Annotated in this window: 24 protein-coding genes; 14 read left to right on the forward strand and 10 right to left on the reverse strand. The window is 55.1% G+C overall.

Annotated features, from left to right (window positions below):
- Positions 1-5: 5 nt before the first annotated feature.
- From AC0V61_RS12505 to AC0V61_RS12530, 6 genes are all read left to right on the forward strand, one after another.
- Positions 6-710, forward strand: coding sequence for an aspartate/glutamate racemase family protein (locus tag AC0V61_RS12505; RefSeq protein ID WP_486158014.1), 705 nt, complete (start codon positions 6-8; stop codon positions 708-710).
- 328 nt (positions 711-1,038) lie between these two features.
- Entirely contained in the window at positions 1,039-2,232 is a 1,194-nt protein-coding gene (locus AC0V61_RS12510) for a deoxyguanosinetriphosphate triphosphohydrolase (RefSeq protein ID WP_486158016.1), read from the forward strand.
- Positions 2,225-2,950 carry an NAD(P)H-binding protein gene (locus AC0V61_RS12515; RefSeq protein WP_486158018.1) on the forward strand — a complete coding sequence of 242 codons (726 nt, stop codon included), beginning with the start codon at positions 2,225-2,227 and terminating at the stop codon, positions 2,948-2,950. Before AC0V61_RS12510 ends, AC0V61_RS12515 begins: the two co-directional genes overlap by 8 nt.
- A 15-nt stretch (positions 2,951-2,965) precedes the next feature.
- Positions 2,966-3,412 carry an ABA4-like family protein gene (locus tag AC0V61_RS12520; protein WP_486158019.1) on the forward strand — a complete coding sequence of 149 codons (447 nt, stop codon included), beginning with the start codon at positions 2,966-2,968 and terminating at the stop codon, positions 3,410-3,412.
- A gap of 107 nt (positions 3,413-3,519) precedes the next feature.
- A complete protein-coding gene (locus AC0V61_RS12525) occupies positions 3,520-5,082 on the forward strand; it encodes a long-chain-fatty-acid--CoA ligase (RefSeq protein WP_486158021.1) in 1,563 nt (520 codons plus the stop codon).
- Between the two features lie 15 nt (positions 5,083-5,097).
- Positions 5,098-5,724 carry a DUF938 domain-containing protein gene (locus AC0V61_RS12530; protein WP_486158023.1) on the forward strand — a complete coding sequence of 209 codons (627 nt, stop codon included), beginning with the start codon at positions 5,098-5,100 and terminating at the stop codon, positions 5,722-5,724.
- A 99-nt stretch (positions 5,725-5,823) separates the two neighbouring features.
- Here AC0V61_RS12530 and AC0V61_RS12535 read toward each other — a convergent pair whose 3' ends face one another.
- The 3 genes from AC0V61_RS12535 to AC0V61_RS12545 form a co-directional block, all read right to left on the reverse strand.
- The gene (locus AC0V61_RS12535) at positions 5,824-5,973 is read right to left on the reverse strand and encodes an entericidin A/B family lipoprotein (protein WP_486158025.1); all 150 of its coding nucleotides are present in this window, start codon (positions 5,971-5,973) and stop codon (positions 5,824-5,826) included.
- Positions 5,974-6,082: 109 nt separating this feature from the next.
- Entirely contained in the window at positions 6,083-6,211 is a 129-nt protein-coding gene (locus AC0V61_RS12540; RefSeq protein ID WP_486158027.1) for a hypothetical protein, read from the reverse strand.
- Positions 6,212-6,258: 47 nt separating this feature from the next.
- Positions 6,259-7,206: a DMT family transporter gene (locus AC0V61_RS12545; RefSeq protein ID WP_486158029.1), complete on the reverse strand. Its 948-nt coding sequence runs from the start codon at positions 7,204-7,206 to the stop codon at positions 6,259-6,261.
- Between the two features lie 86 nt (positions 7,207-7,292).
- On the opposite strand from AC0V61_RS12545, the gene AC0V61_RS12550 reads away from it, so the two are divergent.
- Entirely contained in the window at positions 7,293-7,547 is a 255-nt protein-coding gene (locus AC0V61_RS12550) for a hypothetical protein (protein ID WP_486158031.1), read from the forward strand.
- 16 nt (positions 7,548-7,563) lie between these two features.
- Positions 7,564-8,181, forward strand: a complete 618-nt coding sequence (locus AC0V61_RS12555; RefSeq protein ID WP_486158033.1) for a hypothetical protein — start codon at positions 7,564-7,566, stop codon at positions 8,179-8,181.
- Here AC0V61_RS12555 and AC0V61_RS12560 read toward each other — a convergent pair.
- A complete protein-coding gene (locus AC0V61_RS12560; protein WP_486158035.1) occupies positions 8,178-9,728 on the reverse strand; it encodes a TadA family conjugal transfer-associated ATPase in 1,551 nt (516 codons plus the stop codon). The two genes, AC0V61_RS12555 and AC0V61_RS12560, sit on opposite strands and share 4 nt — an antisense overlap.
- 304 nt (positions 9,729-10,032) lie before the next feature.
- Here AC0V61_RS12560 and AC0V61_RS12565 point away from each other — a divergent pair, with 304 nt between their 5' ends.
- Positions 10,033-11,307, forward strand: coding sequence for a lipopolysaccharide biosynthesis protein (locus AC0V61_RS12565; protein ID WP_486158037.1), 1,275 nt, complete (start codon positions 10,033-10,035; stop codon positions 11,305-11,307).
- 3 nt (positions 11,308-11,310) lie between these two features.
- Here the strand turns inward: AC0V61_RS12565 and AC0V61_RS12570 are convergent, their stop codons facing one another.
- Positions 11,311-12,045, reverse strand: coding sequence for a class I SAM-dependent methyltransferase (locus AC0V61_RS12570; protein ID WP_486158039.1), 735 nt, complete (start codon positions 12,043-12,045; stop codon positions 11,311-11,313).
- 242 nt (positions 12,046-12,287) lie between these two features.
- On the opposite strand from AC0V61_RS12570, the gene AC0V61_RS12575 reads away from it, so the two are divergent.
- Positions 12,288-13,403 carry a TolB-like translocation protein gene (locus tag AC0V61_RS12575; protein WP_486158041.1) on the forward strand — a complete coding sequence of 372 codons (1,116 nt, stop codon included), beginning with the start codon at positions 12,288-12,290 and terminating at the stop codon, positions 13,401-13,403.
- Complete coding sequence (locus tag AC0V61_RS12580; RefSeq protein WP_486158043.1) at positions 13,403-14,449, forward strand: glycosyltransferase family 2 protein; 1,047 nt, start codon at positions 13,403-13,405, stop codon at positions 14,447-14,449. The genes AC0V61_RS12575 and AC0V61_RS12580 overlap by 1 nt, the downstream gene beginning before the upstream one ends.
- Before the next feature lie 10 nt (positions 14,450-14,459).
- Here AC0V61_RS12580 and AC0V61_RS12585 read toward each other — a convergent pair whose 3' ends face one another.
- Genes AC0V61_RS12585 through AC0V61_RS12595 form a run of 3 tightly spaced genes read right to left on the reverse strand, consistent with a single transcriptional unit; the run spans position 14,460 to position 18,285 of the window.
- Positions 14,460-15,584 (reverse strand): glycosyltransferase family 4 protein, encoded by a 1,125-nt coding sequence (locus AC0V61_RS12585; RefSeq protein WP_486158045.1) that lies wholly within the window; start codon positions 15,582-15,584, stop codon positions 14,460-14,462.
- Positions 15,584-17,275 (reverse strand): ArnT family glycosyltransferase, encoded by a 1,692-nt coding sequence (locus AC0V61_RS12590; protein ID WP_486158047.1) that lies wholly within the window; start codon positions 17,273-17,275, stop codon positions 15,584-15,586. Before AC0V61_RS12590 ends, AC0V61_RS12585 begins: the two co-directional genes overlap by 1 nt.
- Positions 17,272-18,285: a glycosyltransferase family 2 protein gene (locus AC0V61_RS12595; protein ID WP_486158049.1), complete on the reverse strand. Its 1,014-nt coding sequence runs from the start codon at positions 18,283-18,285 to the stop codon at positions 17,272-17,274. Before AC0V61_RS12595 ends, AC0V61_RS12590 begins: the two co-directional genes overlap by 4 nt.
- Before the next feature lie 254 nt (positions 18,286-18,539).
- Here AC0V61_RS12595 and glmS point away from each other — a divergent pair, with 254 nt between their 5' ends.
- The 3 genes from glmS to AC0V61_RS12610 all read left to right on the forward strand — a co-directional run bounded on the left by glmS (position 18,540) and on the right by AC0V61_RS12610 (position 22,819).
- Complete coding sequence (gene glmS / locus AC0V61_RS12600; RefSeq protein WP_486158051.1) at positions 18,540-20,363, forward strand: glutamine--fructose-6-phosphate transaminase (isomerizing); 1,824 nt, start codon at positions 18,540-18,542, stop codon at positions 20,361-20,363.
- 93 nt (positions 20,364-20,456) lie between these two features.
- Complete coding sequence (locus tag AC0V61_RS12605) at positions 20,457-20,798, forward strand: hypothetical protein (protein WP_486158053.1); 342 nt, start codon at positions 20,457-20,459, stop codon at positions 20,796-20,798.
- 8 nt (positions 20,799-20,806) lie between these two features.
- Positions 20,807-22,819 carry a putative bifunctional diguanylate cyclase/phosphodiesterase gene (locus AC0V61_RS12610; protein WP_486158055.1) on the forward strand — a complete coding sequence of 671 codons (2,013 nt, stop codon included), beginning with the start codon at positions 20,807-20,809 and terminating at the stop codon, positions 22,817-22,819.
- A gap of 3 nt (positions 22,820-22,822) precedes the next feature.
- Here the strand turns inward: AC0V61_RS12610 and purQ are convergent, their stop codons facing one another.
- Entirely contained in the window at positions 22,823-23,527 is a 705-nt protein-coding gene (purQ, locus tag AC0V61_RS12615; protein WP_486158057.1) for a phosphoribosylformylglycinamidine synthase subunit PurQ, read from the reverse strand.
- Positions 23,527-23,778 carry a phosphoribosylformylglycinamidine synthase subunit PurS gene (gene purS, locus AC0V61_RS12620; protein ID WP_486158059.1) on the reverse strand — a complete coding sequence of 84 codons (252 nt, stop codon included), beginning with the start codon at positions 23,776-23,778 and terminating at the stop codon, positions 23,527-23,529. Before purS ends, purQ begins: the two co-directional genes overlap by 1 nt.
- Between the last annotated feature and the right edge of the window lie 215 nt (positions 23,779-23,993).

The raw sequence follows: 23,993 nt of genomic DNA on the forward strand, positions 1-23,993 counted from the left end.
GTCTGTTGCGAAAATTGGGAATGATCGGGGGAATGAGCTGGGTCTCTACCCGTATCTATTATGATCGGATCAACCGCATAGTTCAGCGCCGCGCTGCACCTATGGCCTCAGCGCCGCTCCTCATCGAAAGTCTCGATTTTGCACAACTCTACGCTCTTCGCGATGACAAGGAGTGGGAGGGCGCTGCGCAAATCCTCTCCGAAAGCGCAAAACGGCTTGAGGGCGCAGGGGCACAGGCGCTGATCATCAATGCCAATTCCATGCACAAGGTCTATGATGAGGTTGCAGGCGCAGTTGATGTGCCGGTCATCCATATCGCGGATTGCGTTGGCAAGGCTCTGAAGGCTGCAGGGTGCAAAAGTGCCGCGATCCTTGGCACCCGCAATGTCATGACCGAGAGCTTCTATCGCAAGCGCCTTGTCGCTCAGGGGATCGATCTACTTCCACCCAATATGACCAATGTCGAAATCATGGATCGCATTATCTATGACGAATTGATGGTCGGCAAAGTCACCCGCGATGCCCAGCGTCAGATGAAGACAATCATTACAAATAAGTCACAGGACGGCGCAGAGGCCGTTGTCCTTGCTTGTACCGAGTTTGATCTGGTTGTGGATGTTGATGCCAATGTCTTGCCTGTTTTCGATTCCACGCGAATTCACTGTGAAGCTGCCGCCGATTGGATCCTTGAACAGGAAGCGGTGAATTAGAACTCGGCTGACCTCTTATCAGGGGCGCTTCGTCGCATAGCATCCAAGGTTGGGGTGTAAGTTCTCCTCTGTCGATTTACGTGAGCGTCAATGCTTGTCACTAAAAAGTAACAGACAAGCGTGGGTCTTCGGGTCGCGCCGATGACCCGAGAGCTAAAATGCTCTTGGGGCCGCTTACCACCCCCCATTGCACCCGGTAGGCGGTCCCATTTTTTCACACCATCTAACACGATTTGGGACGCACGGCGTGCTGTCCACGGTAAAGGGTATGGGTTGCCCTTCTGTTCCCGTTGAGACCTGGCAAACGCTCACCTAAGCCTATCTTAGCATGTCTACTAGAGCGCCCTTCGCAGCCGATCCTTTTGCCCATGGCGGCCGCGAGTTTGACGCTTCGCCATCAATTCATAAAGGTGCCTCGAACAGACCTGGTGAGAGGCGCGGGCCACGCACTGATTTTCAACGCGACCGTGACCGCATCATCCATTCGATGAGCTTTCGTAGGCTGAAATCGAAAACACAGGTTTTTATCGCGCCAGACGGCGATCACTATCGCACGCGGCTAACGCACACGATTGAGGTTGCGCAGATTGGCCGTGTTCTGGCCCGTGCTTTGGGCGTGGATGAAGATCTAACCGAAGCTCTTTGTCTGGCTCATGATTTGGGCCATCCCCCCTTCGGCCATGCAGGCGAAGACGCGTTATCAGAGGCGATGGAGGCCCATGGCGGTTTTTGCCATAATGCTCAAACCTTGCGCACTGTCATGCGGCTTGAAAACCCTTATCCAACACATGACGGGTTGAACCTCACTTGGGATCTCCTCGAAGGGCTAGCCAAGCACAATGGCCCGGTCTCAAAACCCGGCTGGGCCTTGACCAAATTGGACGAGGCATTCCCACTTAAACTTGGCTCTTGGCCATCTGTGGAGGCTCAAATTGCGGCGGTGGCGGACGACATTGCCTATGACAATCATGACATTGACGATGGGCTTCGCGCTGGGTTTTTGACGCTTGATGATTTGATGGGACTCGAATTCCTCGCAGACCAGTGGCGCTTGGTCGAAAAACGCTTTCCACGTGCACCTCGTGAACGGCTTTTGCGTGAATTGATACGTGATCAGATCGGGGTGATGGTAAACGATGTACTTGAGCACACCAGCGCCCTAACCAAAGGCTTTGAAAGCGTTTCAGACATCCGTGCGAGCGGCAAGCAACTTGCCGGTTTCTCACCCGCGATGGCAAAGCAAGAGCGCGAATTGAAATCGTTTATGTATGACAAACTGTATTATCATCCTGAGCAAGTTTGCGCCGCTGCACATGCGCGCGACGTTATTGTGAAGTTGTTCGATGCCTATTCCAATGACCCTGATCTAATGCCGTCGCAATGGCGCAATCGCTTGCCGACGGAAGAACCTGCTCGATCACGAAGCATCGCCGATTTTATCGCAGGGATGAGCGATCGCTTTGCAATGACAGAATGCGCTAGGCTCCACGGCGAAGTGCCAGAAGGGCTGATCAATGTCTGATATCGGTGGCGGAGCACACACGCCCGTTCGGGTCGGCCTTGTCGGGGCAACGGGCCTAATTGGCCGCCGCTTGATCGAAATTTCAAGTGCTGGTGAAGATATGCGTATGGTTGGCATTGCCCGGCGCGAACCGCAGCTGCCCAAAGGCGCTAAGGTTGAGATGTTTGTAGCGGACGCTGATAAATGGGGCGAGATCCTCGAGGCTGTCCGCCCGCGCGCTCTTATCTGCGCACTTGGCACCACTTGGCGTAAAGCCGGACGCGATGAAGCGTCGTTTCGCGCGGTCGATTATGAGCTGATCCTGGCAACAGCAAAGGCGGCGCATAAGGCTGGAGTGTCCAATTTTATCATGATCAGTTCGTCAGGTGCAAACCCGCGTGCCAAGAGCTTCTACATGCGGACCAAAGGCGAAACCGAGGAGGCGGTGTCCAAATTGGGGTTGAACCGGGTGGATATCCTTCGCCCCGGCCTTTTGAAAGGAGCGCGCCAAGACGACCTTCGCCCGCTGGAGGCCATTGGGCAAGTGGTCAGCCCAGTGCTTGATCCGCTGCTGCCAGAAAAGTGGCAAGGTTATCGCTCGATCAATGCTGATATCGTCTGCGAGGCCGCTATGGGACTTGCTTTGCGTAAAGCCGCAGGCCGATTTACCCACGACAATGATGCCATTAAGCGAGCCGCGCGCGAATGGCGCGCCAAGCATTCTGCAATCGAAAACTAGAGGGAGCAGGCGGCAATGGATTGGGCAACGATATTCAAGGCGGCCAATGGCCTTGCGCTTATTTCTTGGCTGGCTTTGATCCTTTTGCCTCGTTGGCCCGCTTTGCTATCTGCATTGCTCTATCTGGTGATTGGCCTGCTTTGCTTTGTGTACACGGTATGTTTGGGAGCAGTTCTAAGCGGCGCGGTCTCAGGGGGTAATAGCGGGGCGGACTTCACATCGATTGAAGGTGTGCGCTCGATCTTTGGAAGCGATGTGGGTGTGACGATTGGCTGGATCCACTACCTTGCCTTTGATCTTTTCGTTGGCCTATGGATTGCCCGCGACGCGGATGCCAAATTCATCTCGCGCGTCATCCAAGCGCCGATCCTGCTCCTTACGTTTGTCGCAGGACCTGCCGGCCTTTTCCTTTGGCTGATAGTGCGCGAACCGGCTGCGCGGGCCAAAGGGCGCTGGACGTGAAGATGCACCAGGAAAAATAGGTTAGTCTCCATAAGTAAAATTATGGACGCGGGGGGCTTCAGATGCTTAACGTCCGCACAAAAGCATAGGGTGTGGAGAGACAAGACATGGGCGCAGTAGCCGAAAACGATTTTCTTTCGTTTGATGAATTCCTGAACCACTGGGCGAAAGTGTCGCCTGATCAAGTTTCGCTCGAGATGGGCGATCGCAAGACAACTTATGGTGAGACAGATGTTCTCACGCGTCAGCTCATCGCTTTGTTTGCGCAAAATGGCGTGGGCCGGGGCGACCGTATTGCTTGGCTTGGCAAGAATTCTGACCGATATTTTCAGTTGCTTTTTGCCTGCGGGCGTATCGGCGCGGTGATGGCGCCGGTTGGGTGGCGTTTAGCTCCGCCTGAGATCACCTATATCCTGAGCGATACCGGCACAAAACTCCTGTTCATTGAAAAAGACTTCATCGACACCGCAGACGCAGTGACGAATGCCATGGAGAATGCCCCGCGCGTTCTTGAAGTCGACAGTGCCTTTCGCGCTGCGAGCGACCTTGAGCCCGCCACGTTCGAGCCCGCTGACAAAGACGATGCTGTTTTGCAGCTCTATACGTCGGGCACCACAGGCAATCCCAAGGGTGTCACCCTTTCAAACCGAAACCTTTTTGCACTGCGCAAGCCAAGCTTGGAAGCAGCGGAGCCTTGGCAGGTTTATGAGGAGGATGATTGCATCCTGGCGGTAATGCCGTGTGCTCATATCGGCGGCACCGGAATGGCGGCGATTGCGGTGGCGAACGGGATTAGAGCGCATGTTGTGCCTGAATTCCTGCCCGACGGCGTGCTTAGAGCTGTGCAAAACGGGACCACGCATATGTTCCTCGTGCCTGCTGCGATCCAATTCGTGATCCAGCACCCGCTTGCGAAAGAAACCGACTTTTCGAACCTGCGCTATCTTATGTATGGCGCCGCGCCCATGCCGCTGGAGCTGCTGAAGCAGACCGTTGCGACCATGCCGGGAGCGGGCCTGTTGCAAGTGTACGGTATGACCGAGACCTGCGGCACGGTGACCATGCTGCCCCCTGAAGATCACGAGCTTGAAGGCAATGAGCGGATGCGTTCGGCGGGGCGGGCTGTGCCGGGAGTCGATATCGAAATCCGCCTTGAGGACAATACCGAAGCACCGCGCGGTGAGATCGGCGAGATTTGCATCAAGTCGCCCTCTAACACGACCGGTTATTGGAAGCTTCCAGATGCGACGGCAAAGACCATCGACGCAGATGGCTGGCTGCATACGGGCGACGCAGGGATTATGGATGATGACGGTTACGTCTACATTCAGGACCGGATCAAAGACATGATCATCTCAGGGGGCGAAAACGTCTATCCTGCAGAGGTCGAAAGCGCGATTTATGGCCACCCTGCCGTGGCTGAAGTTGCGGTTATCGGCATTCCGTCAGAGCAATGGGGTGAAGAGGTGAAAGCCTGCTGCGTGCCTAAGCCTGGCATGGAGATCGAGGCAGGCGACGTGATCGCCTACGCGCGCGAGAGGATCGCGGCGTTCAAGGCTCCTAAGAGCGTTGATGTGATCCCAGAAATGCCGCGCAACGCCTCCGGCAAGATCCTGCGCCGCCAATTGCGCGATCCTTATTGGGAAGGACAGGACCGGCAGGTTTCCTAGGGCCAAGGCTTTCTGATGAAACGCCATGCACCCGCCACCTTGCGCAACCGCGAGGCAATTGCGCGCGTCCTTTCCGTAGAACTCCCTAAACAAGGAGTGGTGCTGGAAGTCGCGAGCGGTTCTGGCGAACACGTAGTTTTCTTCGCGGAGCGTTTTCCGGACTTGGAATGGCAACCCAGCGACCCAGATCCCGATGCCTTAAATTCGATCAGGGCATATACGGATGAGTATCAGGGTAAAAACATAAGAGCACCCTACGGTCTCGATGTACAGCTGCCCGAAGCGTGGGCATCGCTCCCTGAAATTGCCGCTACCTTGTGCAGCAACATGATTCATATATCTGCCTACGCCTCGTGCACCGCTCTTTTCGCAGGCAGCGTCCACATAGCTGAAACACCCGCTGCACAAAGGGCGAGCACTAAGGGTTTTCCCGTGATCCTTTATGGGCCGTTCTTTGAGCAGGGAGTCACGCCAGCGGAATCAAACCTTGCCTTCGATTTAAGCTTGAAAGCTCGAAATCCGATGTGGGGCATTCGCGATGTTGAAAAAGTAGACACGACCGCGGCCGAGCACGGCTTTACGCGCACCGCACGGTACGAAATGCCCGCCAACAATTTGATGCTGGTCTATCGCTTTTCGTAAATTTGCCCAGTTTTCAGGCAGGCCAACTTTTCAGCCAGGCCAAATTTTCAGGCCAATCAAGGGTAAGGACCGTAGGGCTGAGGAGCTTGGCCCCTTACGTTATTTGTCGTTGATGACGTCTTCGCCAGCTTGACCGACAGATTCAATGTCGCGGCCCACGCCTTTGACCGTGTTGCATGCGGCAGTCGTGACAGTCAGCGCGCCAAGAGCGATCACGAGAATGGTTTTTCGAGTTGTCGATGGGGTCATCTATGGGCTCCTTGATGTTAGCACATTAGCTCACAACAATAGGCCATGACACAACAAAAAAGGGCCCGCCCATCAGGCGAACCCCTTTTTCACTCAGCCTAGCGCTGGCTTAAGTTTCTTCGTCAACCGCGTCAGCTGCTGAATTGAGATCATCACCCACACCGCGAACGGTGTTGCAGGCGGCTGCGCTCAAAGTCATCGCGCCAAGGGCAAATGCGAGAATTGTCTTGCGGATCATCGGGGGGTCTCCTTGAATTGGTTTCGTTAAGCAACACGAATACCCAATCAGCCATCAAAGGGTTCCAATAAGTCTTTTGCTGATTTGTTCTTTTGGGCCAATGCCCTCTCGCGCCATGCGATCAATGCTCCCGCGCCCACGATCAACGGGGCTCCTAGCCATAGGCTGGTGCTTGGTGTCACGCCAAAAACACTCCAGCCATAATAGGTCGCCCATAAGAGCGCTGTGTAATCCATCAGGAGAATTACCCCCGCAGACCCAAACCTCAAGCTAGCTGTAAGGAGCAATTGAGCAAGCGCCCCGCAGAGACCCATGGCCCCGATGATCACCCAAGTCTCGGCAGTGTGCGGCACGTAAACGAAGGGCAAAGTGAGCGCCAAAACTGGCGTTGAAAACAGTGTAAACCAGAAGACGATGCTCCATGGACTTTCTGTCTTGTTGAGGTCTTGAAGTTGAAAGCTGATCAACGCCACCAGGAAAGCGGCGATAAGACCGACACCTGCTCCAAGCGGATCGATGCCAGTTGTGTCGCCAAGCCCAAAGCCGGGCTGGGTAAGCACCAAAACACCGGCAAACCCCAGAGCTACAGCGCCCCAACGGTATTTACCCACCCGCTCTTTGAAGAGCAGCACCGCAAGGATCACCGCAAAGAAGGGTGCTGTGAAATTGATCGCTGTGGCCTCGGCCAAGGGCAGCAATACCACCGCGCCATAGACAAAGAACATGCCAATGATGCCTGCGACGGCGCGCCCGCCATGTGCTTTGAGGCGCGCGGTCTTTAGGTCAGCAAACCGGCCCATTGCGGCCAGCAGCACGGTGATGGCGATTAGCGTGATAAATTGCCGCCAGAACACAAGTTCGGTGAGCGAAGCGCCTTGCTCGCTCGCCAATTTGACCAGCATAGAAAGCGTCGCGAGGGTCCCTGCTGCGGCGAGCCTCAGGCCAAGTGCCAAAAACGGGCGAGGGCGGGCGACTGATCCATCCATTGCGCTCATGGCTTTAGGCCCCTTGCGAATTTGCGCAATCCCAACGTCGCCCGCCTAAGTCTTCCTGGCCTTGCGTGTGGTTGAGGGGCGCTTAAATGGGCGACACCATGGATTTCATGAACCCTCTCACCTTTGCGAGCGATGCTGCGCTTTTGGCCATTGCGGGAGGCATGTGCTGGGTATTGGCGGCTGTATGCTTGCTGATGGACAAACGGCGCGAGCGGAACCGTTCGGTAGACCGGCTTGAGCGGGTTGGGTTTGTGCCATGGACGGGGCTCTTCCTAGGCCTAGCCATTATCGGAGGCGGATGCCTCGCGATGAGTTTGCCGGTTGTGCTGGGGAATTTGTAGGTTATCCTTAAACCCAATGAAAATTACGTCCCGATCGTTGGTAGCAGCGTTCTTGCTGGTGAACGTCATGGCAGTGCCCGCGGCGTTCGCATGCGATAGCGTGAATTCTGAGCCTATCTTCGCACCGGCTCAGATCATCTTTGTTGGGCGCCTTACTGACTACGAAGTGCGCTCTTCGAGCTTGCGAGAGCCTTCGCGTGCTATTCTGACGTATGATGTTGAGCAACGGTTGAAAGGCCAAGTGGCCGATCAGATTAAGTTGACTTGGGAAGGTGCACTATGGGGCGAGGGCATTCCGGCTGACTTGCAGGTTCCTCATATCGAGATTGTCGGAGCTTCACTTCATGCCATGGCTGGGCATCGGGAGGCCGAGTTCGATTTGTTTGTCGACGGCTGTGGTGAAAGATACTTAGTCCCGGCAACTGAGAGGAATATTCAGTCGATCAAACACTGGATCAAGACGAGTGAAGCGCTTCCGTTACAGAATGTCTATGACAGCTCACCTGAGCTAGTGTTGGTCGAGCAGCGACAAACCGGTCCTTCGAATTGGCCAGTTGCTCTTGGCTCCCTGACAACAATCATCGCATTTGCATTCTTGTGTGCTTGGCAACGCAAAGGCCTCAAGGCGACTTAGAGACAAGCCTCAAGATAAGCCTGATCAAACCCGAACTGACGCGCTTTTTCGAGAGTATAGGGCCGCAGACCGCTTGAGCGGAATTCGCCCATGATCTTGCCGTCTTCGCTCTCGTCCAAATACTCAAACTTGAACAGGTTCTGTGTCACGATCACATCGCCTTCCATCCCGATAACCTCGGTGATGTCGGTGGTGCGACGCGAACCATCGCGCAGACGCTTCACCTGAACGATAACGTCCACCGATTCTGCGATCTGACGTGAAATGGCTTCCTTCGGGATCTTGATGTCACCCATCAGGATCATGTTTTCCATACGGCCAAGGCACTCACGCGGAGAGTTGGCGTGAAGCGTACACATGGAACCATCGTGGCCCGTGTTCATCGCGGCCAGAAGGTCGAAACACTCTGAACCACGAATCTCACCAAGGATGATCCGGTCAGGACGCATACGCAGGGCGTTTTTCACAAGGTCACCGATGGTAATTGCGCCTTGACCCTCAAGGTTAGGCGGACGCGTTTCAAGCGGCAGCCAGTGAGGTTGTTGCAGACGAAGTTCCGCCGCATCCTCGATCGTCAGAACACGTTCACCCGGGTCAATCATCTTTGACAGGGCGTTGAGCATGGTCGTTTTACCGGAACCCGTACCGCCTGAAATAACGATGTTAAACCGGCACGCGCCTGCGATTTTGAGAGCGGTGCACATCTTCTCACTCATCGAGCCGAATTCCTTGAGCATATCCAAGGTGATCGGTTTCTCGGAGAACTTACGAATAGAGATCGCGGTGCCGCGCAGAGACAGCGGCGGAACGATGACGTTCACACGAGAGCCGTCTTTCAAACGAGCATCGGCAAGTGGCGTGGTTTGGTCAACACGGCGGCCAACCTGGTTCACGATACGCTGTGCGATCTGGAAAAGGTGTTGTTCATCGCGGAACCGGATCGGTGCGATGACAAGCTTACCCTTTTTCTCGATGTAGGTCTGATCAGGGCCGTTGACCATAATATCGGACACATCCGGATCGTTAAGAAGCTCTTCCAATGGCCCAAAGCCCAAAAGCTCGTCGATCAGGACTTTCTCGAGAGCAAATTGCTCGCGCCGGTTCAGCGTGACCTTAAGTTCGGCCAGCACTTCCATGATGATCGGGCGAAATTCTTCCGACAGTTCTTCTTTGGTGAGAGTGGCTGCCGCTTCAGGGTCAACACGCTCAAGAAGGCGTGGGAGAACCTGTTCTTTAATCTTGTGGACGCTGGCCTCAAAACCGCCTGCCTCTGCTTCGGCGGCGTGAGTTGCGTTCATGCGCTCTGCCAAGCGATCCATCGCATCAGAGGTAGACGTTGGCTTTGACGATTTTGGGGGAGGCGGAGCGGTCGATTTGGCTGGTTCGGCACTGCCACCACCACCATTTGGAAGCGGTGGGAACTGCTCGCCGCCCGAGGCATCCTCAGATTTTGAGTTGCCACCTTTCATCGGCCGTGCAACGCCAAAGGCAGGTTTTGCGCCCGGTCTCATTCCGCCTGCGCCACCTTTTTTGCCAAATGCGCTCATTAACTTAGCCCCCGGGCTTGGTAGTGTCCTGTCCGCTCACTCGCGAATTATCGCAAAGAGCTCGTGTCGAAGTGTGGTGAATAATTTGGAAACCTTAATTTTTCGCCAAAGCGATAGCTTTTGCTTTCTCCGGGTAAATCCACTCGTCTCCTATCGCGCAAATGGCGCTGTTTGGGCTATGCGCATAGCGCGCAAATTAATGCTGAATTCAATACACTTGGTGCGCCCGGATCTGGTCGTCACAATTGGCGTAAGGGCACGGTGTTAAAGAAGTCTGTCTCTACGAGAGGTGTCGAGCGAAACAATGGTCACGCTGCTGGGAGCCTGGAGCAAGCTTGTTAGTGGCAATGCGATCAACGGGGTCATGCAATTGGCGATCTTTGCCATTGCAGCTCAGGCGCTTGATTTGGCGATGCTCGGCGTGATTGTTTTAATCCAGACCTACGTCAGGACGCTCGACGGTATCCTCAATTTTCAATCGGTTAACGTGCTCACTAATTTTATGGCGGGTGCCCAAGAGCGCAAAGATTTGGGGCAGGTAAAAGGTCTCTTTAAAGCGGGGCTGTGGATTGATTTTGGAACAGCGGGCCTAGCGACATTGTTGGCTATTGCCTGCTTTCCTGTCGCTAGTGAGATACTCGGGCTAGAGACGCAATGGTACTGGCTTGGCGTTGCGTATTGCTTGGTCATCGCAACGCGTACCTTTGGGGCGGTTGAAGCAGGCTTGCGGTGTTTCGACCGCTTCGGTGCGATCAGTATGCGTCCTGTCACAGCCTCGGCACTGATACTCGCGGGCTCGATTGTAGCGTGGGGAATGGGCGCAGATGCCAAGACCTTCTTGGTTATTTGGCTGGTCGGGGAAGCGGTTGCGAATATTGGCTATTTGGTTTGGTCGCTGGCGGTGCTGCGCGGACACGGGATGACTAATCTTCGCCGCGTACAAGCGAGTGCTGCGATTTCCTCCTCGCCGGGTTTTTGGCCGATGATGTGGCAGACGAATGCCGCTTTTGGTGTGCGTATGTTGAGCCAGGAAGCCGACGTCTTGGTTGCAGGAGCCGTACTGGGACCGGCTGCAGCTGGGCTTTTGCGAGCGGCCAAAAACTTGGCCAACCTTGTCGGGCAATTGGGAAGGCCCGTTCAACAGGTGGCAAGCGCTCCGATCGCGCGGCTTTGCGCAGCGGGAGATAATACGTCGGCCCTGGTGTATGCTGCGAAAATCAGCGGTGTTGCCTGTATCGCAGGGCTTGCGCTTGCTGCTATGATGTACGTCTTGTCGGGGCCGATCTTGGCGATTGCGTTCGGCGCGCAGTTTGCAGCTGCTGCATTGATAACATCGATGCTCTTTGCCGCGAGAGGGATCTATCTTTCGGGGGTCACTTTGATGCCATTGCTGCTCGCCTTTGGGCAAAGTGGGCGCTTTTTGGGATCGGTTATTGCGGGCACAGCTGCATTCTTCACAGTCTTAATTTGGAGCATCGGCCCACTTGGCCTTGTCGGTATCGCCCTTGCGCACATCGCTTTTGAGCTCATCTGGTCAGCCTACGGCTGGTTTGTGGCCCGTGAGGCTACCCGGTCCTAGCAATTAGCTGCGCCCGAACACCTGTTTGACTTTACGGCTTAAAGCCCGGGCAGGTTGTGAGGCTTCTGCGTGCAGATATTGATCAGGGTGAACAAGATCGAGCATTGCTGGTGCGCCAAATCCTTGCGCTTTCAATTTGGCCTCGGTCTCTGATCCTTTGCGGGCAAAGACAATCAAGTTCTGGCGATACCAAAAGGCGATATCCGAGTTTTGCCAGATGAGCGGACGAATGGGATCAAACGCTGCAAACCCATGCCCGGCAAAATGCTCGGCCCAATAGCTTTGCCATTGCTCGTTTATATGCCCGGTGCCGCCCTGCATTGGGATAGCAGCTGAAAACAAGACACAGTCGCCAAGGGCGCACAGATCGCCAACAAAGCTCGTAGCGCGGGAAGGAGCTAGGTGCTCTGCCACTTCTAACGAGATGACCAGGTCGAAGCTGTCATCGGCGCTGACTTTGTCTTCAAGGTTCATAAAGCTGACCTGAGCTTCGTCCAACACGAGGTTGGCAGTCTTTGCCCAAGGTCCCTCAAATCCTTGTACTTTTTCGATGCCCAGCTCCTGCGCGACCGAAAGCCACGTGCCAACACCGCACCCCACATCGCAAACGCTTTTCGCATCAACCCATTCTTGGACTTTGCTCAAGATCAGCCTGGCTGATGCCCGGGTGCGGGCGTCACGATCTGCATGAAAGTCGCTGGAGTAAAGGGAATCGGGGGATGGAGCTGCGCTTGCCATTTGTGCTCGCCTTTATGCGCCATAAGAGGCGCGCTGAGAAAAGATGCCTAAGAGGTAAGAAATCTTAGTAACTGACAGGTTAATGGGCTTTCTATGATACGAAAAAACCTGTCTTCTCTTGCGATGATGATCCCGCGGCCTGTGCGCCGCGCTCTTAAGACGCAGGTTCTGCCGCCCGCCTTGCGCACGGTTCGCACGATCCGGGGGTAAGCCCTCGGACACCAAACCTTCGCGAACTTCGAGTGCTGGGGCATGAGACGTTTGCTGGCTATTATGAAATTCAGCCTGTTTCTGCTGATGGGAGAGCGGTGCTTGCCCACGCATCCATTACTGCGAGAGCTGCGCTTACTGGGAAAGAAGACGTTTTGCTCGGTTGGTTTGATATCGAGACTGGAGAATGGCACGAAGTGGCCAAGACCCGGCTGTGGTGCTGGCAGATGGGAGCACGGCTAAGGTGGTGGGATAGCGCTGGGCCGGGCACTTTGGCGTTTAATGCGATGATCGATGGCAGTCCGGCGCATTGCTTGGCGAGGGAAGGGCGGCCCCTGCAAAAGCACTGCGATATCCCGCTTTTTGATGCCCGCGAGGAAGCAAATGTCGGGCTTGGCCTCAATTTTGCGCGGCTTGCTAGATGTCGGCCAGGTTATGGTTATCCCTTGCTCGATGATCCGTTCGCCGATCAGAATTTGCCTGAGGCAGACGGCGTCACTTTGATTGATCTGTCAAGCGGCAAAAGCGAGCTTGTTTACTCACTGCCGGACTTTGCCGCTCTGATCCCAGAAGCTGGGCTGCATGAATATCATTATCTCAATGCAGCTTTGCTGAGCCCTAAGGCAACCCGCTTTACAGTGCTCTATAAGCGCCTCCCCGATCCAGATGACGTCCATGCCTGGACGGTTGATGCAGTAATTGGAAATTGCGATGGCACCGGTCTTATTCACGTGCCTCTTTCGGGAAGAGCCTCGCACTATTGGTGGATCGACGAGGACCGGATCGTCTACACGTCAAATTCTGGCATTCATTCGCAATATGTTGTGTTCGATTGCCGAGATGGGTCGCTCACGCCGCTCTCCCCTGTCGCCCCCGGCGTCGATGGACACCCCAGCCTTCATGCGCGAACTGGTCGGTGGGTAACCGACACCTACCCAGACTTGTACAGCGAACAAAGCTTGTTTGTGTTGGAGAAGGACGCCACGCAAACGCGAGCTCTTGGTAAGCTTTGTGCTGATAAACGCTATCAGGATGAGTGGCGCTGTGATTTGCACCCGCGTTGGTCGCGAGATGGTCATTCGATCATCGTCGATTCCTCTCATGAAGGATACCGCGCCCTCTATCATGTCGAGGCGAGCTCCGACTAATGCCTGAGATCAGCGTCTTGATGGGAGTGCACAATGGCGAGGCCTTCTTGGCGCAGACGCTTGCCAGTGTCGCAGGCCAAAGTTTCGCTGACTACGAATTCCTTATCGTCGACGATGCTTCGACAGACGCAACGCCCCATTTGCTGGCACAGGCGGCCGCTAAGGACACACGTATCCGCATCCTGACCAATCCTGACAACCAAGGGCTGACGCGCTCACTTAATCGCGGGCTTGAAGAGGCGCGCGGGGAGTTTGTTGCGCGAATTGACGCGGACGATGTCTGCTTGCCAAACAGGTTGCAAGTGCAATTAGAGCACATGCGCGCACATCCAGAGCTTGTCGGGGTCGTTGCCAATTTCGAGATGATCGATAGTGAGGGCCGCGCATTAGGCAGGCGTGAGGAGGCGCTTGATGATTGGCAGGTGCGCTGGCTTTTGGGCTGGAATCCGCCCGGACCTCACCCAACGTTCTTTTATAAACGCCTTCCCGATGGCATTTCCCCCATCTTTTATGATGAGAGCTTTCGGACGGCGCAGGACTTTGAACTCTGGAGCAGGTTGGCTAACCTTGGGCCAACGCAAAGGCTCGCCGATGTCTTAGTGCAATACCGACGCCACGAAGGCGCTATCACTCACGCAAAGCGTCATGAGCAAGCGCAAAATTGTGCGCGGATCGGAAGGGCCAATCTTGCAAGCCGCTTGCCAGAAAATGTGCTCACACAGCTTGAGCCTTTGATGGCGATGTTTCGTTATGAGCTGGGTGCAAACCCGCAAAGCGTCCGAGCTGCTGTCGAAGGGGCGGATGCTCTTGTGCGATGGGACTGCGCCAATGCGCCTAGCGCGTTTCACACAAATTGGGTGCGCGCAGTGGCTGCTGGATTGCTGGCCGACGCGGTTCTTTCCCGGGGAGGTGGGCTATCTTCTGCGAAGGCTGTGGCGGCTTTTGTATGGCACGCGCGTTGGCATCTGCGGCATTTGGCAAAAGCTGTGTTGAGCGACCCGATGACCGCGTTAAAGAGCCTGCGCCAAAGAGCGCGGAAAGACTAATTCTTATAGTCTACCCCTCGTAAACCTTACTGGTCTCACGGGCTACGCGGGCCCAGGAATAGTGGGTCTGTGCAAGCTTACGTGATCGCAAAAGGAACTTTGCGCGCTCAGCTGGTTGCCAGTCCATCACCTCAGCGATTTTGGCCGCCCAGGCCGGTGCATTCCCTGCTTCGATAAGAAGGCCGGTCTCGCCGTGTTTGACAGCATCGCTCAGCCCGCCCGTATTGGCCGCGAGGACCACTCCGCCCGCGCTCGCCGCTTCACAAGCGATCAGGCCAAAACCTTCGAATTCGCCATTGCTGCGTTCGATATTGGGGAGGATGACGCAGGTCGCTTTGGAGAAATCGTTTGCCAATTCAGCTTGAGGTTTTCGCCCCAGAAACTCGACTTGCGGATGATCGAGAGCCGTTCGCTCGTTTTTGTCCCAAACTGTGCCAACAACGCTCACGCGCAGATCACCAGGCAGAATTGGCAAGACCTCCTGAACAAACCAGCCAAGGCCTTTTTGGGTGATTAAACGACCCGCAAAGAGCAATTGCCTGCGTTCGTAATCAGCGAACGGCTTTCCTGCCAGATCCGTTGCAAGCGGCACCACAGCGCTGCATTGCCAACCAATTTCGGTTAGCCGTTGCGATGTGGCCTTTGAGTTTGCGATAACCAGTGCGCGCGAAAAAATGCGCGAACCAAGCGTTTGGTAAAGTTCGTAAAGCCCACCTCTAAAACCGCCGCGCAGGCCATAGGAAACATCGGTTCCGTGTGCTGACAAAACGAGCTTTGCACGCGGGAAAAAGGCGAGCGCCATAAGCGCCAGGGGCCAGATCGCCATATCACCGAGATGGATAATTGAAGGCTTCCGTTTGTGTTTCAGAAGCGCGCTCACGACCGTAAAAGGGAAGGCCAAAAGGGCCAAGAGACTAGGAGGAAGGCCATTTGGGCGACCACGCAAGGCAATCACATCGACGCACCGCTCTTTGCCGAGTTCCTCGGTCAAACGCTCGCAATATGTCTCCATTCCTCCGACAGCAGGGCCCCATTTGCGTGTTATGAATAGGACCGATTGATCACAGCGCCGAGCCATTGTCTGCGCCTCGACCTTTGCCTTTTTGTTGTCTTGCGAAGGGAGAGCGGTTTCCATCAAAAACCGCCCCAATAATCGCGCACTGGAGCGCTTGGATGAGGCTTGATATTGTCTCCCCAAGTGAGATTGAAAGGCTGATCGGACGTGTTGCTTATCTGAATAATGCCGCGCCTAAGCTTTACGGTTTGTCCCGTTTGAAGAGGCTCACCTGCCACCGTTAGCGTGCCTTTTCCTGTGGCGCTTCGCGTGGCCGTGTAAACGCCGGGTACAAGAACTGTCCATTGAACCGTTTGGCCCGCCGCAACCTCGCGGCCTGCTACATAGATATCCCCCCAGAAATGGCGATAGCTCGTGCGCAGCGCTTCTGCATCCTCACGATGGAAACCGTTTGCCGAACCATTGAAGAGCGGTCTGAACATTTGCTCGTTATCAAGGATGAGCGGCACGGCCTGCTGCTGCATGGCGTTTTTGAACCGTGGAACGCCGGCCTTGCGATAGCTTTCAAAGCCCCACGGCGTAAGAAACCCGTTCTTTTGCTGATATTTCCCCACCATGGCGCAGCAATCGAAATAGGCAACAGGCTCAGGAAAGGACGATTTGACGCCTTCTAATAAAGCACGCTGGCGTTCGGTTACGGGGGTTTCATTACCGACCCAATTAAGAAGCGCGAACAAAGCGATAGCTGATGCCAAGATGACCGGGCTGTAGCGTTTGGCTAGAAAAGCAAATGACAAAGCGGAGGCGGCGGCAACTGGCGGAAGGATGAATACGTAAAAATAGGGCGCAGCGTTGTGATAGAACAGCGGAGTGAGGACAGGGAGCCAAAGGCATAGGATCGCAGCGCGGCGAACAGGAGACTGAACTGTGTCCCAGACGATGATCGGGAGCAACACGACCCCCAGAGTTAAGGGCACTGCAAATATCGCTGCATGCTTGACCATGGGAAGGTATGGAGAATGCAGGAAACCAAACATCTTAGTCGCAGCGCCCCCGGCCGCTCCGCTTGATGACAATGCGCCCGAGGCATCGCCCATAAGGGCGGTGTGCATGCTCAAAAGGGCTGCAAACCCAAGCGCTGCGACAATGCCAGCGGCGACCCAGCGCAAAGGATAGCGCCAGTCGAATTGCTCGTCTTCCCAACGATAAAGTGCTGCGCCTGCAAAGGCCGGAAGCCAAAGAACGAATTTCATTGTGAATATTGCTGAAAGCGCGATCAGTGCGCCTAAGCCAAGGATAGCGACAGGACCCAATCGAGAGCGAATGCCAATCGCAAGCGCGCCGCCCAACGTGGCTGCAACCATGGGGTCAATCCGGAAGGAAGTCGCGTGGTTAAGCACAAAGCCTGCGCCAAGATATGCGGCAACCGCAAGACAGGCACTGGAGTGGTCGGAGAGACGTTTTGCAACAAGATAGACCATGAAAGCAGCGACAGCCGCAAAGCCTGCCATTACGCCCCTGGTTATCAATATGTGGTCGATTTCATCACCCGGTAGACCGGGTATCCACCAATGAAAGAGGCGTACAAAGAATGTCTGCAATGCTGGCAGCTGCTCGCCGCGCGCAAGAGATTGGATAAGCGAATAGTGCCAAAACTCGTCCCAATTGATCGAACGGGTAAGGGCTAAGTGCAGGTGAAGCGCTGCAAGCACCACTAGCACGCCATAGATCGCGAGGTTTGCACCTTTGCCGTGCAAAGCCTCTAAAAACGCAAAGCGGGGCCTTGCGTCATCGAGCGACGCTGCGATCACGCGCGCCGCCTGATTTTGGGGGCTTCCTCCAGCTTTGAAGCCTCGTCCCCGCGTTCTTGGTCCTGCGTCGCCAATTGCTCTTCAATCCGACGAAGCTTAAGCATGTTTGCCTCAAGAAGCTTGCGATTGGTCGCAATGAGATCGGCCAGAATGCCAAGTACGGTCACAAGCACACCAACGGTTAAAAGCGCGCCGCCAATCACAAGTGATTGAATGTGTCCCTGACTGTCGCCCATCGCAAAAAACCATAAGAAGCGTGCAATTGGGAAGACACCAAGGAGCGTCGCCAACATGCCAAGCCCTACAAATACCCGCAGAGAGTTGAAGGTGGTGTAGGCGCGAAGAATGGTCACTCCGGTCTGCTGAATAAAGCGCGGGATTGACTTGAAAAGGCGCGAGGGCCGCGTTGCTGCGTGGGTGCGGATTGGCACGCTGGTGATCGCAAGGCGCTTGCGCCCTGCTTGGATCAACATGTCAGTGGTGTAGCTGAAGTCGGTGGTGATATTGATACGTTGCGCTGCATCCCGGCTGATCGCGCGAAAGCCGCTGACAGCATCTGTTATGTCGGTCGCAGACAAAGTGCGGACCACGTAAGAGCCAAGGCGTTGGAGTAGCCGCTTACCGTTCCCAAAATGCGCATTGTTACCAACGGAACGGTCGCCGATGCAGATATCAGCCTCGCCTGCCACCACTGGCGCAACGATTTTGGCTATGTCTGCACCTTCATATTGACCATCAGCATCGGTGTTGACGATGATATCAGCGCCTTGTGCCAAACATTTATCGACCCCGCTGCGGAAAGCTTCGGCAAGACCGCGATTGCGGCGGTGGCGCACGATGTGATGCACGCCCCAACGCTTAGCGACCCCGCTTGTGTCATCATGGCTGCCATCGTCGATGATGCAATATTCTATACAATCGACACCCGGCAAAGAACGTGGCAATTTGGCCAATGTCTCAGGCAGCACTTCGGCCTCATTAAGGCAGGGTATCTGAATGATGAGCTTCATGTTCGTTTCTTGCCCCTTAGACGCGCCTTATGTTGTGTGTGCGCCCGCACCGCGTCATCAGCCGTGCTAACGGGGGTGCTTAAGCAATCGTAAACCATGATCAGTGACAGCTGGGGGAGCAGGCTGCTCATCAATGGGACAGGCCTCTCAATATTGCGGTTTTGCTTCAAGTCTTGTTCAAGCTTTGTAAGTAGTGCAGCGCGGCAGATGCGGATAATCAACGCAAACATCAGTCTGAGGGAATTTGTCTAAATATGTGCGGCATCATCGGGATCGTGAGTTCAAGCCCTGTTTCAGACCGGTTGGTCGATGGCCTCAGGCGAATGGAATATCGCGGCTATGACAGCGCAGGGGTTTGCACCTTAGATAGCGGCGCGTTGATCCGTCGCCGCGCAGAAGGAAAGCTCCTCAACCTTGTCGGTGTGCTAGAAAAAGAACCTGCTGCTGGCACCACAGGGATCGCACACACACGCTGGGCTACTCACGGCGCACCAACCGCTGCCAATGCGCACCCTCATGCGACCAGCGAAGTCGCAATCGTTCACAACGGAATTATTGAGAATTTCAAAGAGCTTAGGGCAGAACTCGCAAAAGCTGGTCGGACGTTTGAAAGCGAAACTGACAGCGAGGTGGTGGCCCATATGGTCTCTGCACAAATTGAGGCAGGCCTGAGCCCAGAAGCTGCTGTGCGCGCTGTTCTCCCCCGGCTTCGCGGGGCCTTTGCATTGGCGATTACGTTTCGTGAGCATCCTGACCTTCTAATTGGGGCGCGTCTCGGCTCACCATTGGTGGTGGGCTACGGCGAGGGCGAGATGTTCCTTGGCTCAGATGCGCTCGCGCTTGCACCGCTTACGCAGCGGATCACTTATCTGGAAGAAGGTGATTGGGTTGTGGTGCGCCGTGACGGCGCGCGGGTCTTTGATGAAACAGGTGAAGCTGTTGAGCGTCCCATCCAAGCATCGGGTGCGTCCGCTGCGGCAGTTGAGAAGGGCAATTACCGGCACTTCATGCAGAAAGAGATTTTTGAGCAGCCCACCGTGGTGGCGCAAACGCTCAGTTCCTATTTGCGGCGCGAAGATGTGTCGGTTGCTCTTCCCCAGTTTGATTTTGATCTCTCCGCTATCCGCCGTCTCACAATCGTCGCATGTGGCACGTCATATTATGCAGGGCTTGTGGCCAAATATTGGTTCGAGCAATTCGCCCGCGTTCCCGTTGATATCGATGTGGCGAGTGAATTTCGTTATCGCGATCCAGTTCTCGAAGAAGGCGGCTTAGCGCTCTTTATCTCCCAAAGCGGAGAGACCGCCGACACACTTGCAGCCCTTCGCCACTGTAAGGATGAAGGGCAGGTCATCGCGGTCGTGGTCAATGTGCCCACCAGTTCCATGGCGCGAGAGGCGGACTTGCTGCTTCCGACACACGCGGGGCCTGAGATCGGTGTTGCCTCGACCAAGGCATTCACTTGCCAATTGGCAGTGTTAGCAGCGCTGGCTGCGCACATGGCTGTCAAGAAAGGGCGCCTGTCGCGCGAGGAAGAACGTGAAGTGGTCAAGCATCTGCTTGAAGCGCCGGCCGCTCTCAATGAAGCGCTTGCACATGACGACGATATCGCTGCCATGGCCCCCCTCTTTTCGCAGACCCGTGACGTATTGTACCTTGGGCGCGGTCAGGATTACCCCTTGGCTCTCGAAGGTGCACTGAAGCTCAAAGAAATCAGTTACATACACGCAGAGGGCTATGCTTCGGGTGAAATGAAGCATGGGCCAATTGCGCTGATTGATGACGATGTTCCAGTTGTCGTGATTGCCCCATCCGGGCCGCTTTTTGAAAAGACTGTGTCCAATATGGAGGAGGTCCGTGCAAGGGGCGGCAAAGTCGTTTTGATCTCTGATGCAGCTGGCATTGCGCAAGCTGGAGAGGGCTGTTTAGCAACAATTGAAATGCCGGTTGTGCACCCTCTGATTGCGCCATTGGTTTACGCTATCCCTGTGCAATTATTGGCTTATCACGTAGCTGTGGTTAAAGGAACTGACGTAGACCAACCTCGCAACTTGGCCAAATCCGTGACCGTCGAATAGCCGCGGTTTCCCAAGAGTTTCACGCGAAAATCTTGTTGATCAAATGGCATGAGCTTTACATCCTTATAACCATTTGCGGTTAACCAAGAGGGCGTGAACGACCAAACCACCATCCAAGCGCAATCCATCGAGGATGAATTGCCGGTCTCTGCAGTCCTTGGCCTCTCGGACAAGGGGCAGGCTGATTGGCCGCGTCTGCGTGGGCTCGAAAAGTATGACTTGAGCCGGCTAACGTTCCAGCGTGCCTATGTGCATGCCGCTCTTGGCCTGTTTGTTGCACAGCTTTACGGCGCGGCCGTTGGTATTGTTTGGATCGGCGTTTGGTTTTTAGCTCTTGTGGCTGTCCAGATATACGGTGCGTTGGTCGACCGACGCCATCATGCAAGTCCAAAGAACGACGCACGGGGGAAAAAAGCTCCAAACGCCATTCACTGATCGGCTCAGTGGCTGCTGGCTTGTGGGTGCTACCCTTTGCAGTCTTTGCACCGCATGGATCGCGTGAAAGCCTTATCGCGTTGCTGACAATTGTCGCGGTGCTCATGGCGGTGCGTGTCTATTTCTACACCACAACACCAATAAACATGGTGATAGCAACAATTATCAATGGAGCTGGAGCCACCATCCCGTTTGTCCTTTCGGGCGAATGGCCAGTTGTCGGTGGGATCGCGCTGTTTACTATCTGCACCACTCTTGGCGCCATCGAAGTGGGCAGGGCCCATATGAGCGCGCGCATTGCGGAAAGCGTGATTGCAGAGAAAGAGGAGGTGGTCTCTCTCCTTTTGCGCGAGTTTGAAGAAAACGAAGCAGACTGGCTTTGGGAGATCGACACTCGCCGTCGCTTGCAATCGGTTAGCCCTCGCTTTGCCTTCGCTCTAAATGCCTCTGATGCAGACGTCGAAGGCAAGCCTCTTTTGGCGTTAATCGCAGGGGAGAATTGGGAAAGCGGGGATTTCCCTCCAAGCCTTCATGAACTCGCGGGCAAGCTGCGCAATCGTGAAAACTTCTCGAACCTATTTGTTCATGTTTCAATCAAAGGTGTTGAGCGTTGGTGGGAGCTATCGGGTACTCCCATCCGCGATGAACGCGGGAAGTTCACTGGTTTTCGCGGCGTTGGCTCGGATGTCACTGAACAGCGTCAGTCGTCTGAAAAGATCGAATATCTTGCCCGCTATGATACGCTGACCTCCTTGCCCAACCGCTTGATGCTAACCGAGGCTTTGGGCGATGCGCTTGAGTATGCACAGCATTGGCGCACACGCTGTGCGCTTATGATGATTGATCTTGATCGCTTTAAGGCGGTTAATGATTCCCTTGGCCATATGATCGGCGACAAATTGCTTGCTCAGGTCTCGTCGCGCCTTCAGGCGCTTACTGGCGAAAATGCAATCGTTGGTCGTCTTGGCGGTGATGAGTTTGCCGTTGTGATCCGCGATGCAAGCGATCTGGATTTTCTGCGTAATCTTGCCCGCCGAGTTATCTCTAGCCTTTCGGAGCCCTACCAAGTCGATAACCATACGCTTTACGTCGGCGCAAGCATCGGGTCTGCGATTGGTCCTCGTGATGGGCGGACAGTCGAGGAGCTGATGCGAAACGCTGACCTTGCTCTGTACCGCGCGAAGGATTTGGGTGGGGGCGAACATTGCCGGTTTGAGCAAAACTTGCACGCCTCGGCTGAAGAGCGTCGTCAGCTCGAGGTATCCCTTCGCAAAGCGTTGGGGCTTGATGAATTCGTTCTTCACTATCAGCCGGTCGTGGATGCGCGCAGCGAAAATGTTGTGAGCTTTGAGGCGTTGGTGCGTTGGAACAGCTCTGAACATGGTTTTGTGAGCCCGGGCAAATTTATCCCGCTTGCAGAGGACACGCGTCTTATTGTGCCCATTGGACAATGGGTGTTGCGTCAAGCTTGCTTTGAGGCGCGCAATTGGCCTGAGCATGTGAAGGTCAATGTAAATGTCTCCCCAGAGCAATTGCTTGAACCAGATTTCCATCAAGATGTAATCGACGCTTTATCAGCAAGTGGGCTGCGTCCAGAACGGCTTGAGATTGAGGTTACTGAGAGCATCTTCTTGAGAGATGCGAGCATTGCGCGAAACGCGTTGGAACAAGCTATGGCGCTTGGCTGCTCCATTGCGCTTGACGATTTTGGGACGGGTTATTCGTCGCTTGGATATCTGCGCAAGCTGCGCTTTTCGACGATCAAGGTCGACCGCAGCTTTGTTCAAGGCGCCTCACAGGGGTCGAATGAAAGCCTCGCTATTATCAATGCCGTTGTCGCTATGGCCAAGAGCCTTGAGATGACAACCACCGCTGAAGGGGTTGAGAGCGCTGACGAGGCAGAACTGATCCGCAATTTGGGCTGTGACAAAATCCAAGGGTTTTATTTCGGCCGCCCAATGCCGAGTAACGATGCCAAAGCACTATTTGATGAACGTTGGAAGCGGGCTCGCCAAGCGTAAGCGTTACGCGGCAATCAAGCTGCCGATCACATTTTCGAACAACGCACGGCCATCACTTCCACCAAGGGATTGGTGAGCGGCCTCTTCCATTGCGCGTTCTGGATGGGGCATCATACCAAGAATACGGCCATTAGCGCTCAGCACACCGGCGATGTTGCGCTGCGATCCATTGACATCGTCCATATAGCGCAATGCGATCCGGTCTTCGGCTTCAAGCGCGTCAAGCGTCGCATCATCGGCGAAGTAATTGCCATCGTGGTGAGCGACCGGGATGCGCAAGACTTGGCTCTGCTTTAGCCCGCGCGTAAAGAGCGACGTTGTATTGGCAACCTCAAGATCGACGGTGCGGCATACAAATGTTTGCTTTGCGTTGCGCATTAAGGCGCCCGGTAAAAGGCCACTTTCGGTCAGAACTTGAAACCCGTTGCACACGCCGAGGACCGGGACACCGCGATTGGCTGCTTCGACAACAGCGCGCAAAATCGGGCTGCGTGCAGCCATCGCGCCAGAGCGCAAATAGTCGCCATAGGAAAAGCCACCGGGAAGGGCGATAAAGTCGAGGCCCTCGGGAAGTTCGGCATCGCCATGCCAGATACGGATCGCAGTCTCGCCTGAGACCGCTTCAAGCGCCACTGCCATGTCGCGGTCGCAATTGGATCCGGGGAAAGTGACGACGCCGCCTTTAAAGCTGCTGTTCGCAAGGCTCATCAGGCTGGCACCTTCGTGCCATCGAGCCGCTCAATCGCGTAATCTTCGATCACCATATTGGCGAGGAGCTGCTCGCACATTTTGGCAAGCGTTTCATCGCTGGTTCCTTCTGCCACATCCATCTCGATCATCCGACCGATACGAACATCCTCAACCCCTTCAAACCCTAACCCATCAAGCGAATGGTGTACGGCGCGTCCTTGGGGGTCGAGCACGCCGGGTTTGAGACGAACAAGGATACGGACTTTCATGAGAATTGTTTCCTGCGCTGGATCGATGTTTGCGCTCGCCTATACTCATTCGGGGGCCCCGCGCAATCACGCGAGATGCGAAAATCACCCGCTTCGTGCGCAACGAGATTGTTCCAACGGTGGGCTTTTGCGCATTTGGGGCTTGGTAAAATCATCGCAGTCGACTAGCGGATGGGCTTACAGGGTGCTTTTAAGATACCCTCCGAAAGGCTGGC

This window comes from Erythrobacter sp. JB1-4 (assembly GCF_057365025.1).